Genomic DNA, 14,636 nt, shown 5'->3' with positions numbered 1-14,636 from the left:
GTCACCCGGCGGGAGCCGTCGCAGCGGGCACCGGGTCGGCCGTCCGGCCGGCCGTCGGGTCGGCGGTCGGGTCGGCCAGCGGCAGGTCCAGCACCTGGTGCAGGCCGTCGTCGCCGTCGGGACGGTGGTCGCTCACGTGCAGCACGAAGCGCGCCTGCCGGCCCTCCAGGACCAGCTCGCCCACCTGGTTGCCGAAGTAGGGCCCGGCCGCCTTGGCCCACTCGACGGAGGCCGGCCGCACCCGGGCCATCCGCGCGATCGTCCCGGTGAGCCGCCGGGCCCAGCGGCTCCAGCCGATGCGGAAGCCCACCCGGATCGGGTGCGGCGCCTGGTTGTGCAGCGGGGAGACGGTGAGCTGGTGGACCCGGGCCGCCAGGCCGCCGGGGTCGACGACCTCGGCGGCGTAGGCGTGGTGGACGTCCCCGGAGAGGACCAGCGCCGTCGACGGCGCCCGGCCGTGCTCGCCGCGGGCGACGGCCAGCAGCGCGGCGGCGAGCCGGTCGAAGGAGTGCCCGAACGCCGCCCAGTGCTCCAGGTCGGCGGCCTGCCGCAGCGCCTCGGCCAGCCGGCCCAGCGGCCGCCCCTCGTGCCGCACGGCCAGCGCCTCGTCCCACCGCTCGATCGAGTCGATGGCGTGGGGGAGCAGCCAGGGCAGCGACGTGCCGATCAGCAGGTGCTCGACGCCGTCCTCGACCGCCTGGCGCATCGCCGCCTCGATCCAGGCGAACTCCTCGTCGTCGACCATCCGGCGGGCCTGCTCGTCGAGCACCCGGCCGGCCCGGCTGTCGACCATGAGCAGCCGCGCCTCGCCCCAGTGGCGCACGTAGCTCCAGCGCACCGAGCGCGGGTCGCGGTCGGCGGCCAGCGCCATCCCCCGCAGCACCGGCTCGGCGTCGGCGTCGGCGGGCAGCGCCTGCACCGCCTGCCAGGTCGTGTTCTCCGCCAGCTCCTGCGGGCTGAGGTTGCCCAGGTGCTGGTACACGAAGTAGCTGACCAGCCCGCCGGCGATCCGCTCGTCCCACCAGTCCGTGGCCGTGATCCTCCTGCGCCAGGCCGCCGAGGTGTTCCAGTCGTCGATCATCTCGTGGTCGTCGAAGACCATCGACGACGGGATCGTCGACAGCAGCCAGCGCACCTGCGGGTCGCTCCAGGACTCCGCGTAGAGGCGCGTGTACTCCTCCATGCCCCGCACCTCGGCGTCCTCGGGCACCGGCTCGCCGCGGCGCAGGCCCAGCCAGGAGCGGGTCGCCGTCGTCAGCTCGTCGGCGTAGACCTGGTCGCCGAGCAGCACCAGCGCGTCGGGCCACTCGTCCGCGGGCAGGGCGGCGACCCGCTCGGCGTAGGCGTCCAGGGCGTCGGGCGGGATGCCCTCGGCCACGTCGACGGTGGTCGGCGCGGCGTAGCGGCAGGAGCCGAACGCCAGCCGGAAGGGCCCGGGCCGGCCGGGCGTGCGGATCCGGCTCGGCGGGAACGGCGAGGACTCCTCCGGCCACACCCGGGCGCCGTCGAGGCGCACCTCGTAGGGCGTCGTGCTGCCCGGCTCGAGGTCCTCGACCAGGACCAGCGCGTAGAAGTGGCCGCCGACGCGGAAGGTGCGGACGGTCCGGCCGAGCACCTCGACCTCGCAGGGGCGGTCGGTCTCCACCCACACGGTCGCCGACACCGGGTCGACGTGCCGCAGGAGGGGACCGAGCAGGAGGGCGGGGGTGTCCCCGGTGGGCAGCGGCATGCCCTCAGACTGTCCCACCGACCTGGGTTCCGCCCAGACCCTGCGGTGCGGGGGCTGGGAGACTGGCGGCCATGGAGTTCGTGCTCATCGCCATCGCGATCGTCCTGGTGGCCCTGGTGGCGGGGGTGGGCCTGCTCGTCGGCCGCGGCCGGCGCACCACCCGACTCGACGACGACGCGGCCGCCGGCACGACGCTCACCCGCCCGCGGCCACCCGCCGCACCACCGGCCGAGCCGCCGCCGCCCGGCGGCGCCACCGCCTCCGGCCTGGGCCTGGCACCGGCCGACCCGGACGCGGTCTCGCCCGAGGCGCCGCCGTCGGTCGAGCTGCCACCCGCCGTCCCCGAGCCGGACCTGGTCTTCGAGACCCCGCTGCCCTCGGCCGGCCGGCTGGTCCGGCTGCGCTCCCGGCTGGCCCGCTCGCAGTCCTCGCTGGGCCGCGGCCTGCTCACCGTCCTGGCCCGCGAGCGGCTGACCGAGGACGACTGGGAGGAGGTCGAGGAGACCCTGCTGGCCGCCGACGTCGGCGTCGCGGCCACCACGCAGATCGTTGAGCGGCTGCGCACCCAGTCGATGGTGCTGGCCACCGCCTCGCCGGCGGACCTGCGGGCGCTGCTGGTGCGCGAGCTGACCGCCGTCCTGGGCCCCGACCTCGACCGCACGCTGGGCACCGACCGGCGCGAGGGCCGGCCCGGCGTCGTCCTCGTCGTCGGGGTGAACGGTGCCGGCAAGACGACGACGGTCGGCAAGATCGCCCGCGTGCTCGTCGGCGACGGCAGGAGCGTCGTCCTGGGGGCCGCCGACACGTTCCGCGCCGCGGCCGCCGACCAGCTCGAGACCTGGGGCGAGCGGGTGGGCGTGCTCACCGTCCGCGGCCGCGAGGGCGCCGACCCCGCGTCGGTGGCCTTCGAGGCGGTCCGCACCGGCGTCGAGGCCGAGGTCGACACCGTCGTCGTCGACACCGCCGGGCGGCTGCACACCAAGTCCGGCCTGATGGACGAGCTCGGCAAGATCAAGCGGGTCGTGGAGAAGCAGAGCCCGGTCACCGAGGTGCTGCTGGTCCTCGACGCCACCACCGGCCAGAACGGCATCGTGCAGGCCCGTGTGTTCACCCAGGCCGTCGACGTCACCGGCGTCGTCCTCACCAAGCTCGACGGCACCGCCAAGGGCGGCATCGTCGTCTCGGTGCAGCGCGAGCTCGGCATCCCGGTCAAGCTCATCGGCCTGGGGGAGGGCGCCGACGACCTGGCGCCGTTCGAGCCGGAGGCCTTCGCGGAGGGCCTGGTCGGCGGGGCCGACTAGCGCCGGGTCAGGCGTCGACCTCGACGGCGTAGGACCGGATCGCGGTCACCCGGCCGTCGCGGAACTCGTACACGTCGCACGAGGCCACCCGGCCGGCCTCGCCGTCGGCGCTGACGTAGCGGGTGGTCGTGTCGACCGCGACGACGTCGCCGTCCCCGGCGACGACGAAGCGCTCGACCTCCGCCGTCCCCCCGGCCAGCTCGGCGAGGGTGCCCTCGCAGGCGTCGACCACGGCCTGCCGGCCGACGAGGGTGTCCTGACCGACGAGGTCCCACCGGACGTCGTCGGCGAGGGCGGGGTAGGCGTCGGCGAATCGGTGCCCGGAGAAGGCCTCGGCGACCGCGCGCGTGCTGCTGCTCATCGCCGCAGGGTCCTAGGAGACCTCGGGCCGGGCCAGCCCCTCGGACCACTTCTCCTCGATGCGGCCGAACCGCCACACCGCCACGGCTGCGGCCCACGTGAGCAGGAACAGCCCGACGATGGCGAAGCCGACGAACCCGAGGTCCAGCGAGGCCAGCCACACCAGGGGCGCCGCCTCGAGCTGCAGCCGCTCGACGAGCAGCCCGACGAGCACCAGGGTGCCGATGACGAGGGCGACCGTCACCGACAGGACCGTGATGGTCAGGTTGTAGAACACCTTGCGGACCGGCCGGAGGAACGCCCAGCCGTAGGCCCGGGACATGAGGACGCCGTCGGCGGTGTCGAACAGGCTCATCCCGGCGGCGAAGAGGACCGGCAGCACCAGGATCGCGTACCAGGGCAGCACGAAGGCCGCCGATCCGGCGGCGAGCACGAGCAGGGCCACCTGGGTCGCGGTGTCGAAGCCCAGGCCCATGAGCAGCCCGACGGGGTAGAGGTGCCAGGCCCGGCTGACCCGGCGGGTCACGCGGCCGAGCAGCCGGGCGAGGAACCCGCGGTTGTGCAGGTGGTGCTCGAGCTCGGCCTCGTCGTACTGCCCGGAGCGCATGCGGCGGAAGACCCGGGCGATGCCCAGGGCCGAGCTCAGGTTCATCAGGCCGATGAGCAGCAGGAACGTGCCGGCCACCAGCGTCCCGACCAGGCCGAGCGTCTGACCGACCGAGGAGTCCTCGTCCTGGACGACGCCGGCGACCGAGCGGACGCCGGCCACCAGCAGCAGGCTCGCGGCGAAGACGACCGAGGAGTGCCCGAGGGAGAACCAGAAGCCGGCGCTCACCGACGGCTTGTCCTCGTCGACCAGCTTGCGGGTCGTGTTGTCGATCGAGGCGATGTGGTCGGCGTCGAAGGCGTGCCGCACCCCGAGCATGTAGGCGGTCAGGCCGACGCCGACCCCGAGCACGCCCGTGCTGCCCAGCTGGTACTCGGCGGGCGCGACGGCGAGGACGAGGACGCCCCAGCCCACCACGTGCAGGAGGAGCACGAAGGCGGTCATCCCCCCGATGGACCGCCACTCGGCCCGGCTGAAGCCCGCCGTCCCGGAGCGGGCGGTCGCCACGCCGGGCGGGGCGGACACGGTGGGAGCACGCACGCTGCCTCCTCGGGATCCGGCGTCGAGCCGCAGCGACCTTATTGCACACGAGTTGCAACTGCACACCTGTCGCATCGGGCAGGGGTGCCGGAAAGGGTTGTGTGGCGGCGGCCACGGGCCCGCGGCCCGGCAACACCGCCGACACACGACACGGGACACGCGGCGCGGAGTTCACCGTCCGGAAACAGGCGGACGCCGGCCCTGGAAACACCGGCCCGGCACCGTGAACGCCGCAACGCCCACCACCGCCGGCCCACCACGGCTGGTGGCGGGCGCGACCAGCCACACCCCCGGGCCCCTCCTGGTCCCGGGTCCGTCCTGTGGCCCCGCCACACCACACCGTCAGGAGGTTGCCGTGGACACCGGCGACACCGCCTGGGTCCTGATCAGTGCCGCCCTGGTGCTGTTCATGACCCCCGGTCTGGCGCTCTTCTACGGCGGCATGGTCCGCGCGAAGAGCGTCCTCAACATGATGATGATGAGCTTCGGGGCGCTCGCGCTGATCAGCGTGCTCTGGGTGCTCTACGGCTACTCGATGGCCTTCGGCGACGACGTCGGCGGCGGCCTGCTCGGCGACCCGTTCGAGTTCTTCGGCCTGTCCTCGCTCATCGGCACCGCCGGTCTCGAGGGCGCCTTCGCCCCGGACAACCTGGTCTTCACGATCCCGTCGCTGGCCTTCGTCGGCTTCCAGGGCGTCTTCGCGATCCTCACCGTCGCGCTGATCTCCGGCGCCGTCGCCGACCGCGCCCGCTTCGGCCCGTGGATGGTCTTCGCCGGCGTCTGGGCCACGCTGGTCTACTTCCCGGTCGCCCACTGGGTGTTCGCGTTCGACGGCGCGGAGTCCGAGACCGGCGGCTGGATCGCCAACGACCTGCTGGCCATCGACTTCGCCGGCGGCACCGCGGTGCACATCAACGCCGGTGCCGCGGGCCTGGCGCTCGCGCTGGTGCTCGGCAAGCGGCGCGGCTTCGGCCGCGACCCGATGCGGCCGCACAACCTGCCGCTGGTGATGATCGGCGCGGGCATCCTGTGGTTCGGCTGGTTCGGCTTCAACGCCGGCTCCGCGCTGGCCGCCAACGGCCAGGCCGCCGAGGTCTTCGTCACCACGCTCGCCGCCACCGGCGCCGCCGTGCTCGGCTGGCTGGTCACCGAGAAGTTCCGCGACGGGCACGCCACCTCGCTGGGTGCCGCCTCGGGCGTCGTCGCCGGACTGGTCGCCATCACCCCGGCCTGCTCCTCGGTGACGCCGCTCGGCGCCGTCGCCATCGGCCTGGTCGCCGGCGTGCTGTGCGCCCTGGCCGTCGGCCTGAAGTACCGGCTGGGCTACGACGACTCCCTCGACGTCGTCGGCGTCCACCTCGTCGGCGGCGTGTGGGGCACCATCGCCGTCGGCCTGTTCGCCTCCGGCGCCACCACCGCCGGCGTGGACGGGCTCCTCTACGGCGGCGGCGTCGACCAGCTGTGGCGGCAGGCGCTGGGCGCCCTGGCCGTGCTGGTCTACTCCTTCGTCCTCACCCTCGTCATCGGCTTCGTCATCTCCCGGGTCATGCGCTTCCGCATCACCGAGGAGGACGAGGTCGCCGGCATCGACGGCGTGGTCCACGCCGAGACCGGGTACGACCTCGCGTCCCTCGGCGGTGGCGGGGGCTCCGCCCTGACGGCCGCCGGCCAGACCCGCGCCGAGGCCCGGGGCACGAACCTCTCCACGGAAAGGAGCCGGGTGTGAAGCTCGTCACCGCGATCGTCAAGCCCTTCAAGCTCGACGACGTCAAGAACGCCCTCGAGCTGATCGGCATCACGGGGCTCACGGTCAGCGAGGTCCAGGGCTTCGGCCGCCAGCGCGGCCACACCGAGGTCTACCGCGGCGCGGAGTACCAGGTGGACTTCGTCCCCAAGGTCCGCATCGAGGTCGTCGTCGGCGAGATCGACGCCGCCCGCGTGGTGGACGCCGTCGTCGAGTCGGCCTCCACCGGCCAGATCGGCGACGGGAAGGTGTGGGTCACCACGATCGACGAGATCGTGCGGGTCCGCACCGGCGAGCGCGGCGAGGACGCGCTGTAGGAGAAGGACCCCTTGCCCCCACCCCTCGCAGGCTCGGGGCGGGACCCTGCAAGGGGGCCGGTCGGCCGGGGTGGTGGGGGAGTCCACCGCCCCGGCCGACGCCGTCCCACCTCCTGAACGACCGACTGGGGGAAGCGTGCTGGACCTCGGGGCACTGCCCGACCTGCCCCGCGCCGAGCGGGTGCGGGTCCTCGACGCCTGGCTGGGCGGCCTGCTGACCGACGCGGTCACCGGGACGCCGCCGGCACGGCAGCGCCGGGGCCCGGGTGGGCGTGCAGCGGAACCGCCGCGCACCGGCACCGACGGTGTCGCCCTGGTCGCCGTCGGCAGCCTCGGCCGGCGCGAGCCCCCGCCGCACGGCGACCTCGACCTCGTGCTGGTGCACGACGGCCGGCCGGAGGTGGCCGCGCTGGCCGACGCCGTCTGGTACCCGATCTGGGACGCCGGGGTGCGGCTGGACCACTCGGTCCGGTCGGTCGCCGAGGCGGTCGCGGTGGCCTCCACCGACGTCAAGGCCGGCCTCGGGCTGCTCGACGCCCGCCTGGTCGCCGGGGACACCGGGCTCGCCGCCGCACTGCGCACCGCGACCCTGGCCAGCTGGCGCCAGTCGGCCGGGCGGCTGCTGCCCCAGCTGCGCGACCTGCGCCGCACCCGCGCCCGGCAGGTCGGCGAGCTGGCCTTCCTCCTCGAGCCCGACCTCAAGGAGGCCTACGGCGGCCTGCGCGAGGGCCAGGTGCTGCGCGCGGTGGCCGCCGCCCAGCTGGTCGACGAGCCCTCCGCCGAGCTCGAGGCGGTCTACGGCTTCCTGCTCGACGTGCGCGACGAGCTGCGCCGCCGGTCGGGCCGGGCCGGCGACGTCCTGGTCCGGCAGGAGCAGCGCCCGGTCGCCGCCGCCCTCGGACTGGCCGACGAGGACCAGCTGCTGCGCGAGGTCAGCCTCGCCGGCCGGCGCCTGGCCTTCGTCGCCGACGACACCTGGCGGCGGGTCGAGGCCGCCCTGGTCCGCCGTCCCCGCGCCCGCTACCGGCGGGTGCAGCGCGAGCCGCTGGCCGAGGGCGTGGTGCGCCAGGGCGACGAGGTCGTCCTCGCCCGCGACGCCCGCCCGGCCGCCGACCCGGGTCTGGCCCTGCGCGGGGCGGCCGCCGCCGCGCGCGCGGACCTGCTGCTGTCGCCCTACACGCTCCGCGTGCTCGCGGTGCACTCGCCGCCGGTGCCCGAGCCCTGGCCGGCGGAGGTCCGCTGGTGGTTCCTGCGGCTGCTGGCCAGCGGCCGCCCGGCCGTGCCGGTCCTCGAGCAGCTCGACCAGGAGGGGCTGCTCGCGCGGTTCCTGCCGGAGTGGGACCGCATCCGCTCGCTCCCGCAGCGCCACCCGTGGCACCGCTTCACCGTCGACCGGCACCTGGTCGAGGCCGCCGCGGCCGCCGCGGAGCTCACCCACGACGTCGACCGGCCCGACCTGCTCCTGGTCGCCGCGCTGCTGCACGACGTCGGCAAGGGCTGGCCCGGCGACCACAGCGTCGTCGGCGCGCCGGTGGCCGCCGCGATCGCCGCCCGCATGGGGTTCGGCGACGCCGACGTGGCCACCGTCGGCACGCTCGTGCGCCACCACCTGCTGCTGCCCGACACCGCCACGCGCCGCGACATCGACGACCCCGCCACCATCGACCGCGTCGCGACGACGATCGGCGAGGACCCGCAGGTGCTGCAGCTGCTGCACGCCCTGGCCCAGGCCGACGGCGCCGCCACGAGCACCTCGGCGTGGTCGCCGTGGAAGGCGCACCTGGTCGCGCACCTCGTCGCCCGCGTGCAGGCCCGGCTGGGCGCCCCCGTCACCGCGGGCCGCGACCCGGACCCGGTGCTGCACCCCACCGAGCCGAGCGTGCACCGGCCGGGCGACGACGCCGCGGACACGGTCACCGTGGGCGTGGAGGACGTCGCCGACGGCCAGCAGGTCACCATCGGCGCGCCCGACCGGCCGGGGCTGTTCAGCCGGCTGTCCGGGGTGCTCGCGCTCAACCAGCTCGACGTCCGGGCGGCGAAGGTCAACGTGCTGGGCGGCCGGGCGACCGCGGTCTTCGCCGTCCGCCCGCGCTTCGGCCGCGCGCCGCAGCCGACGATCCTCGCCGACGCCGTCCGCGCCGCGCTGGAGGGCACGCTGCCGCTGGCCGACCGGCTCCGCCAGCGCGAGGCCGACTACCGGCAGGACGCCGTCCGGGCGGCCCTGCCGCGGATCTCCTGGCACGACTCGGAGGTCAGCGGCGAGGCGACCAGCATCGTGGAGGTGCGCGCGACCGACCGGGCGGGCCTGCTGTACCGGCTCACCGCCGCGCTCGCCGCCGAGGGGCTCGACGTCACCAGCGCGCGGATCGAGACCCTCGGTGCCGACGCGGCCGACTACTTCTACGTCTCCAACCCGGCCGGCTGCCCGATCGACGCCGAGCAGCGGGCGCGGGTGGAGGCCGCCCTGGTCGCCGCGACGCGCGGCGCGGTGCCGGCCGCCGCGCACAGCGGCGGGGCGCCCGGGGAGCCCGGTCCGGGCTGACCCCAGCCGGACGCGGCCGGCGGGGCGTGTCCGCCCGGGACTGTCGGAGGGGCGTGCGACGGTCGCGGACGAGTGGGACCGGAGCGTCCCGCCGCCGACCCGCGAGAGGAGCCCCACGTGGACGCCCAGCTGTCCGTGCAGCCCGAGTGGCCCTGCCCCACCTGCGCCGAGACCCGGGTGTTCGAGCAGCCGCCGTGCGCCGACGGGCACACCGACGACGGCGCCGAGTGCCCGGAGTGGGTGTGCACCGGCTGCGGCGCCGCGTTCTTCCTCGGGGGCCTGGAGACCGTCGTCGAGGCGGTGGCGCGGCGCGCGGCCTAGCAGCGCACCGACCCGGCCACGCCCTGCAGGCTCGATACCCTGGGGTCAGGTGGCGCGGTCCGTCCGTGCCCGTGACTGCTGAGGACTGCTCGTGTTCGAGACACTCTCCGACCGCCTCGACAAGGTCTTCACCGGCCTGCGGGGCAAGGGCCGGCTGACCGACGCCGACATCGACGCCACCGCGCGCGAGATCCGCATCGCGCTGCTGGAGGCCGACGTCGCGCTGCCGGCGGTGCGGGCCTTCATCAACGCCGTCAAGGAGCGGGCCCGCGGGGCGGAGGTCTCGCAGGCGCTCAACCCCGCGCAGCAGGTCATCAAGATCGTCAACGAGGAGCTCGTCCAGATCCTCGGTGGCGAGACCCGCCGGCTGCGCTACGCCAAGCAGTCGCCCACGGTGGTCATGCTCGCCGGCCTGCAGGGCTCCGGCAAGACCACGCTGGCCGGCAAGCTCGGCCGCTGGCTGCGGTCGCAGGGCCACACCCCGCTGCTGGTGGCCTGCGACCTGCAGCGGCCCAACGCGGTCAACCAGCTCTCGATCGTCGCCCAGCAGGCCGGCGTCGACGTGTACGCGCCCGAGCCGGGCAACGGCGTCGGCGACCCGATCCGGGTGGCCGCCGACTCGATCGAGCACGCCCGCCGCACCCAGCACGACGTCGTCGTCGTCGACACCGCCGGCCGGCTGGGCATCGACGCCGAGCTGATGGCCCAGGCCGCCGGCATCCGCGACGCCGTGCGCCCCGACGAGACGCTGTTCGTCGTCGACGCGATGATCGGCCAGGACGCCGTCACCACGGCCGAGGCGTTCCGCGACGGCGTCGGCTTCAGCGGTGTCGTCCTCACCAAGCTCGACGGCGACGCCCGCGGTGGCGCCGCCCTCTCGGTGCGGTACGTGACCGGGCAGCCGATCATGTTCGCCTCCACCGGCGAGAAGCTCAGCGACTTCGACGTCTTCCACCCCGAGCGGATGGCCTCGCGCATCCTCGGGATGGGCGACGTGCTCACCCTCATCGAGCAGGCCGAGCAGGCCTTCGACGCCGACCAGGCCGAGAAGATGGCCGGCAAGCTCGCCAGCCGCGAGGGCTTCACGCTCGAGGACTTCCTCGAGCAGATGATGGCCATCCGCAAGATGGGCCCGATCGCCAACCTGCTCGGCATGCTGCCCGGCGCCGGGGCGATGAAGGAGCAGCTCAAGCAGGTCGACGACCGCGACCTGGACCGCACGGCGGCGATCATCCGCTCGATGACGCCCCAGGAGCGGGTCGACTCCAGGATCATCAACGCCTCGCGCCGCGTGCGCATCGCCAACGGCTCGGGCGTGACCGTCACCGAGGTCAACCAGCTGCTGGAGCGCTTCGCGCAGGCGCAGAAGATGATGGGCCAGATGGCCGGGAGCATGGGCCTGCCCGGGATGGGCCCCATGTCGAAGAAGGCCCGCGGCCGCCAGATGCAGGCCCAGTCGAAGAAGGGCAAGGGCGGCAAGAAGGGCAAGGGCAAGGCCCCCGCCCGCCGGCCCGCGGGCGCCCCGGGGCTGCCCACCGGCGCCGGGTTCCCCGGCCAGCTGCCCGGCGGCATGCCCTCGCTCCCGCCCGGTCAGGCGCTGCCCGACCTCAGCAAGCTCGACTTCAGCCAGTTCAAGGACGAGCGGCCCGGCCGGTGAGCGACCCGCGGCTGCCGGACCTGCACCTCTCCGGGGTCGTCCTCCCCGCGGGTGAGCACCGCGACCTGTGGGTCCGCGACGGGCGCATCACGTTCGAGCCGGTGCCCGGCGCGGAGACGGTGGGTGCCGGCGGCTGGCTGCTGCCCGGGCTGGTCGACGCGCACTGCCACGTCGGCATCGGCCGCGGCGGCGTGTTCGTCGAGGACCTCGCCGGCCTGCGCGAGCAGGCGCTGGCCGAGCGCGCGGCGGGCGTGCTGGCGCTGCGCGACTGCGGCTCACCGGTGGACACCCGGGCGCTGGACGACGAGCCCGACCTGCCGCGGATCGTCCGGGCCGGCCGGCACATCGCCCGCACCCGCCGCTACCTGCCGGGCCTGGGCGTGGAGCGCGAGCCCGGGGACCTCGTCGCGGAGGTGCGCGTGCAGGCCCGCCGCGGCGACGGCTGGGTCAAGCTCGTCGGCGACTGGATCGACCGCGGCGTGGGCGACCTCGCGCCCGAGTGGCCGGCCGACGTCCTGGCCGCGGCGATGGCGGCGGCGCACGAGGAGGGCGCCCGGGTCACCGCGCACACCTTCGGCACCGACGCGCTGCCCGACCTCATCCGTGCCGGCATCGACTGCATCGAGCACGGCACCGGGCTGACCGAGGACCTGCTCGCCGAGATGGCCGCCCGCGGGACCGCCGTCGTCCCGACGCTGGTCAACGTGGAGAACTTCCCGGGTTTCGCCGAGGCGGGGGAGAAGCGGTTCCCCACCTACGCCAGCACGATGCGGCGCCTGTACGCCGGCGCCGGCGCCGTCGTCCGGGCGGCGTACGAGGCCGGGGTGCCGGTGTTCGCCGGCACCGACGCCGGCGGCGGCATCGAGCACGGCCGGATCGCCGAGGAGGTGTGGGCGCTGTGCCAGGCCGGCATCCCGGCCGAGGCGGCGCTGGCCGGGGCGTCCTGGGCGGCGCGGGAGTGGCTGGGGCTGCGCGGCATCGAGGAGGGGGCGCCGGCCGACGTCGTCGTCTACGACGCCGACCCGCGCGCCGACCTCGGCACCCTCGCCCGGCCGGTGCTCACCGTCCTCCGCGGCCGGGTGGTCTGACCGGCGCCCGGCCGGTGCGCGGCCCGGTGGCGGCCGTCACCGCTTCCTGCCCTCGCGGAAGAGCGCGACGGCCTTCTCGATGCGCCGCTGCCGCGTCTCGGCGGTCTTCGCGCCGGTGACCGTGTCGACGTGGTGGCGCTGCAGGCTGTTCGACAGCGTCGCGAAGAAGGCCCCGGCCCGCTCGTCGGCGGCCAGGGCGGCGGCGAGGTCGGCGGGGACGGCCACCTCGCGCGGGGTGTCGGCCACGGTCAGGGTGACGCGGATCGGGTCCCCGGCCGCCAGCCCCGTGGCCTGCCGGACGGCCGCGCTGATGCTGACGAGGTGCCGGCCGCCCACGACCCCCACGGTGCTGCGGTACTCGTAGCCGTCGACGTCGACGACGACCGGCGGTCGCCGGCCCGCCCCCAGCTCGTCGATGACCTCGGGCGGGACCTCGATCCCGGTGTTGTTGCCGCTCGCGGCCACCGTCGTCTCGAACGTCACGCTGCGCTGCTCGGTCACCCGTCGCCCCGCTCCGTGCGGTCCTCTGCTGCCGAGGAGACCGGCACGGTACGGCGGACTCATCGGTCCGGCCCCTCCGGCACGGTGGCCGCGGGAGAGCCGGTGCACGGCCTGGGAGGATGACGTCCGTGCTCCTTCGCATGTCGACGCTGTTCCTGCGCACCCTGCGCGACGACCCGGCCGACGCCGAGGTCCCCAGCCACCGCCTGCTCGTGCGGGCCGGGTACATCCGGCGGGCCGCGCCGGGCGGCTTCACCTGGCTGCCGCTGGGCTACCGCGTGTTCCGCAACGTCGAGCGCGTCGTCCGCGAGGAGATGGACGCGATGGGCGCGCAGGAGGTGCACTTCCCGGCCCTGTTGCCGCGCGAGCCCTACGAGGCGACCAACCGGTGGACCGAGTACGGCCCGAACCTCTTCCGCCTGCAGGACCGCCGGGGGGCGGACTTCCTGCTCGGCCCCACGCACGAGGAGATGTTCACGCTCCTGGTGAAGGACCTGTACTCGTCGTACAAGGACCTGCCGCTGTCGCTGTACCAGATCCAGACCAAGTACCGGGACGAGGCGCGGCCCCGTGCCGGGCTGTTCCGCGGGCGCGAGTTCACGATGAAGGACAGCTACTCCTTCGACGTCGACGACGCCGGCCTGGACGCCTCCTACGCCGCCCACCGCGACGCCTACATCCGGGTCTTCGACCGGCTGGGCCTGGACTACGTCGTCGTCTCGGCGGTGTCGGGGGCCATGGGCGGCTCACGGAGCGAGGAGTTCCTGCACCCGACCGACATCGGCGAGGACACCTTCGTCCGGTCGCCGGGGGGCTACGCGGCCAACGTCGAGGCGGTCAGCACCGTCGTCCCCGAGCCGCTCCCGCTCGACGGGCTGCCCGAGGCGCACGTCGAGGACACCCCCGACACCCCGACCATCGAGACGCTGGTCGCCGTCGCGCGGGAGATGTTCCCCGACGCCGGCTACACCGCCGCCTCGACGCTGAAGAACGTCGTCGTCACGCTGGTGCACCCCGACGGCACCCGCGAGCCGCTCGTGATCGGCATCCCCGGGGACCGCGACGTCGACACCAAGCGGCTCGAGGCGCAGGTCGCCCCGGCCGAGGTCGAGCCGTTCACCGACTTCGACGGCCACCGCGCGCTGGTCAAGGGCTACATCGGCCCGGAGGTGCTCGGCAAGGACAGCGCGTCGGGCATCCGCTTCCTCGTCGACCCGCGGGTGGTGCCCGGCACCCGCTGGATCACCGGCGCCAACCAGCCCGGCAAGCACGTGTTCGACCTGGTGGCCGGCCGCGACTTCTCCTGGGACGGCACCATCGAGGCCGCCGAGGTGCTGCCCGGTGACCCCGCGCCCGACGGCTCCGGCCCGCTGGAGCTGGCCCGCGGCGTGGAGCTCGGCCACATCTTCCAGCTGGGCCGCAAGTACGCCGCCGCCCTGGGCCTGGAGGTACTCGACGAGAACGGCAAGCTCGTCACCGTGACCATGGGCTCCTACGGCATCGGCGTCTCCCGCGCCGTCGCCGCGATCGCCGAGTCCACGCACGACGAGCTGGGCCTGGTCTGGCCCCGCGAGGTCGCCCCGGCCGACGTGCACCTGGTGGCCACGGGCAAGGACGCCGCGGTCTTCGACGCCGCGGAGTCGCTGGCCGGCGAGCTGGTCGCCGCCGGGCTCACCGTGCTCTACGACGACCGGCCCAAGGTCTCGCCGGGGGTCAAGTTCAAGGACGCCGAGCTGCTGGGGATGCCGACGATCGTCACCGTCGGCCGCGGGCTGGCGCAGGGCGTCGTCGAGCTGCGCGACCGCGCGACGGGGGAGCGCGAGGAGGTGCCGGTCGGCGACGCCGCCGCCCGCGTGCTGGCCGCCGTCCGGACGTGACGCCGGGCGGGCGCCACGATCAGGTGACCTGATCGTGGCGCGTCCTCCCTCA

At 75.0% G+C, this 14,636-nt stretch carries 12 protein-coding genes; 8 read left to right on the top strand and 4 right to left on the bottom strand.

Features of this window, described 5'->3' with window-relative positions; all coding sequences use genetic code 11:
• Nucleotide 1: 1 nt before the first annotated feature.
• Nucleotides 2-1,729 (bottom strand): alkaline phosphatase D family protein, encoded by a 1,728-nt coding sequence (locus tag JOD57_RS06675; protein ID WP_204691167.1) that lies wholly within the window; start codon nt 1,727-1,729, stop codon nt 2-4.
• 71 nt (nt 1,730-1,800) lie between these two features.
• Here JOD57_RS06675 and ftsY point away from each other — a divergent pair, with 71 nt between their 5' ends.
• Nucleotides 1,801-3,030: a signal recognition particle-docking protein FtsY gene (ftsY, locus tag JOD57_RS06670; protein WP_204691166.1), complete on the top strand. Its 1,230-nt coding sequence runs from the start codon at nt 1,801-1,803 to the stop codon at nt 3,028-3,030.
• Nucleotides 3,031-3,037: 7 nt separating this feature from the next.
• Here ftsY and JOD57_RS06665 read toward each other — a convergent pair whose 3' ends face one another.
• On the bottom strand, nt 3,038-3,391 hold the full coding sequence (locus tag JOD57_RS06665; protein ID WP_204691165.1) for a nuclear transport factor 2 family protein: 354 nt from the start codon (nt 3,389-3,391) through the stop codon (nt 3,038-3,040).
• 12 nt (nt 3,392-3,403) lie between these two features.
• Entirely contained in the window at nt 3,404-4,537 is a 1,134-nt protein-coding gene (gene nicT, locus JOD57_RS06660; RefSeq protein ID WP_307824518.1) for a Nickel transporter NicT, read from the bottom strand.
• Nucleotides 4,538-4,892: 355 nt separating this feature from the next.
• Here nicT and JOD57_RS06655 point away from each other — a divergent pair, with 355 nt between their 5' ends.
• From JOD57_RS06655 to JOD57_RS06630, 6 genes are all read left to right on the top strand, one after another.
• Entirely contained in the window at nt 4,893-6,263 is a 1,371-nt protein-coding gene (locus tag JOD57_RS06655; RefSeq protein WP_204691164.1) for an ammonium transporter, read from the top strand.
• Nucleotides 6,260-6,598, top strand: coding sequence for a P-II family nitrogen regulator (locus JOD57_RS06650; RefSeq protein ID WP_091108093.1), 339 nt, complete (start codon nt 6,260-6,262; stop codon nt 6,596-6,598). The genes JOD57_RS06655 and JOD57_RS06650 overlap by 4 nt, the downstream gene beginning before the upstream one ends.
• A gap of 136 nt (nt 6,599-6,734) precedes the next feature.
• Complete coding sequence (locus JOD57_RS06645; RefSeq protein ID WP_204691163.1) at nt 6,735-9,140, top strand: [protein-PII] uridylyltransferase; 2,406 nt, start codon at nt 6,735-6,737, stop codon at nt 9,138-9,140.
• A gap of 117 nt (nt 9,141-9,257) precedes the next feature.
• A complete protein-coding gene (locus JOD57_RS06640) occupies nt 9,258-9,461 on the top strand; it encodes a hypothetical protein (protein WP_307824517.1) in 204 nt (67 codons plus the stop codon).
• Nucleotides 9,462-9,552: 91 nt separating this feature from the next.
• A complete protein-coding gene (gene ffh, locus JOD57_RS06635; RefSeq protein ID WP_204691162.1) occupies nt 9,553-11,118 on the top strand; it encodes a signal recognition particle protein in 1,566 nt (521 codons plus the stop codon).
• Complete coding sequence (locus JOD57_RS06630; protein ID WP_307824516.1) at nt 11,115-12,206, top strand: amidohydrolase family protein; 1,092 nt, start codon at nt 11,115-11,117, stop codon at nt 12,204-12,206. Before ffh ends, JOD57_RS06630 begins: the two co-directional genes overlap by 4 nt.
• 36 nt (nt 12,207-12,242) lie before the next feature.
• Here the strand turns inward: JOD57_RS06630 and JOD57_RS06625 are convergent, their stop codons facing one another.
• A complete protein-coding gene (locus JOD57_RS06625; RefSeq protein WP_307824515.1) occupies nt 12,243-12,689 on the bottom strand; it encodes a YdeI/OmpD-associated family protein in 447 nt (148 codons plus the stop codon).
• Nucleotides 12,690-12,835: 146 nt separating this feature from the next.
• On the opposite strand from JOD57_RS06625, the gene JOD57_RS06620 reads away from it, so the two are divergent.
• Nucleotides 12,836-14,584, top strand: a complete 1,749-nt coding sequence (locus tag JOD57_RS06620) for a proline--tRNA ligase (protein WP_204691160.1) — start codon at nt 12,836-12,838, stop codon at nt 14,582-14,584.
• Nucleotides 14,585-14,636 lie beyond the last annotated feature (52 nt).

The organism is Geodermatophilus bullaregiensis, assembly GCF_016907675.1.
Taxonomy (GTDB): Bacteria; Actinomycetota; Actinomycetes; order Mycobacteriales; family Geodermatophilaceae; genus Geodermatophilus; species Geodermatophilus bullaregiensis.
Note: the sequence above shows the minus strand (reverse complement) of the source record. Positions and strands in the feature narration are given on the sequence as shown.